This window comes from Wolbachia endosymbiont of Cylisticus convexus (assembly GCF_003344345.1).
The window spans coordinates 1-2,035 of sequence record NZ_QPIP01000227.1 but is presented as its reverse complement, the minus strand read 5'-3'; the positions used below and the strand labels follow the sequence as shown (position 1 = coordinate 2,035).

At 36.8% G+C, this 2,035-nt stretch carries 1 protein-coding gene and 1 pseudogene; one reads left to right on the top strand and one right to left on the bottom strand.

Annotated features, from left to right (window positions below):
* Window positions 1-65 precede the first annotated feature (65 nt).
* Window positions 66-659 (top strand): annotated as a pseudogene (locus Wcon_RS10800) (transposase); the annotation flags it as partial.
* Between the two features lie 72 nt (window positions 660-731).
* Here Wcon_RS10800 and Wcon_RS10795 read toward each other — a convergent pair.
* Window positions 732-1,970: an IS256 family transposase gene (locus Wcon_RS10795; RefSeq protein ID WP_114516979.1), complete on the bottom strand. Its 1,239-nt coding sequence runs from the start codon at window positions 1,968-1,970 to the stop codon at window positions 732-734.
* Window positions 1,971-2,035: the final 65 nt, after the last annotated feature.

The window sequence follows — 2,035 nt, the reverse complement described above, 5'->3', positions numbered from 1 at the left end:
GAAAAAGAGTAAGATATGGATTTATAGTAGTGAAGGTAAATAGTTATGACGTAAGGAAAAAGGTAATGGAAGCGTTGGATGAAGGAGAAAACTATTGCCAAGAGATTTAAGATCGGAAAAACAACTTTATATGAGTGGAAGAAAAGACGTGAGAAAACGGGAGATTTTCAGTCAAAAACGTGGGCTATAACCATAAAATTACCGACTGGAATGCATTTGCAAGGTGGCAAAACTCAGTCAGAGATGCTGGTGCAATATTAGTAGACAATCGAGCACTTAAAAATATAGGATTCACAAGACTTACGGATACAAAGAAAGAAATGAGGAAAAGCGAGCTCAATTTGTAAGGGTTATAGCGACAAAAGAACCTCAAAACTTAGTATATATAGATGAATCTGGTATTGATAATACCGAAGACTATCCCTATGGATATTGCCAGAAAGGACAGCCCTAAAATCTGGAATCAGCATGGTTGCAGCCTTAAGTGGAAGAAAAATAGTTGCTCCGTTAATCTTTGAAGGCCACTGCAATATGTTAATAAATGGTTTGAGCAATTTCTGACACCGATCTGGACAAACTTTGATAATGCTACTTTTCATAAGTCTAATAAGATTACCGAACTTGCTAAAGGGGTTGGTGCAGAAATTTTATATCTGCCGGGGAGTGTTAAATAAACCATACGCGTCAAGTTAAGGAAGGGAATGTTCAAAAAAGTGTGTCAAGCCGCATTTTTAGTTCAACTCAATTTTCAACCTATCTGGAAAGAAAATATCAAGTTGAGACATAGTTAAAGCCCAATTAGGGAGAGCCATAATCCACTTTTGCTCTACCTTTTTTATAGCACAATATACCTGTTTGTACAAGGCATTTGTACTAGTAAATGAACCCTTAGTTTTAGTAAATTTCCTGATTTGTCTATGCAACCCCTCAATTGGATTAGTGGTGTAAATCAGCTTCCTAACTGGCCCAGAATACTTAAAATAACTGGATAAGTTTTCCCAATTGTTCTGCCAGGATTTTATAACTAAAGGATACTTTTCTCCCCATTTTCCTTCCAGCTCAAGCAGATAATTCTCAGCAATTTCTTTACTTGAAGCACGATATATTTTTTTCAGATCATTCATGAAAACTTTCACATCTTTACTGGATACATATTTCAGAGAATTTCTTATTTGGTGTACTATACATAGCTGCACTTCTGCACTGGGAAATACACTGTTGATGGCTGCAGGAAAGCTTTTTAGCCCATCTACACATGCAATCAGAATATCTTCTACTCCTCTTTCTTTGAGGTTATTTAGCACTTCCAACCAAAAGTTAGCTCCTTCACTTTCAGCCAAATAAAAGCCCAGGACTTCTTTTCTGCCATTTTGGTCTATGCCCAATATATTGTACATACATTTACTTACGCAATGTCCATCCTCCTTGACCTTAAAGAACATCCCATCCATAAATACTATCGGGTATACTGATTGCAGTGGACGACTACGCCATTCATTGATTATAGGCAGTAATTTGTCGGTAATACTTGATATCTCTGCTACCGATATTTTGTGATCATAAATTTCCTCAACGTGTGACGCTATATCTCTATAGCTCATACCACTGGCAAATGTGCTCAAAATCTTCGTTTCAAGCTCTGGATGTAAGCTTGTTTGCCTTTTTTTGACTATTTGCGGCTCAAAACTTCCTTCTCTATCTCTTGGCGTTAACAGCTCAAATGAACCTGCACTTGTACGTAAAGTCTTTCCATTCCTCCCATTTCTGCGATTATTTTCTTCACTTTCAGCTAATAAATGGTTTTCTATTTCACCTTCTAGACTCGCCTCCAGCAGCTTTTTTATAAATGGTGTTAATGCTCCCTCCTTTCCTGTCAACGGTCTTCCTTCTCGTATAGACGACAGGATATTTGTTTCCAACTCTTTATAATCTACCAATCCGTTAGTTCTGTTTACTACTTTTTGACTCATTGTCAAACCTCCATTTTTAAATTGATATAAATTACTTTTTTTCGGTTTGACACACTTTTTTGAAC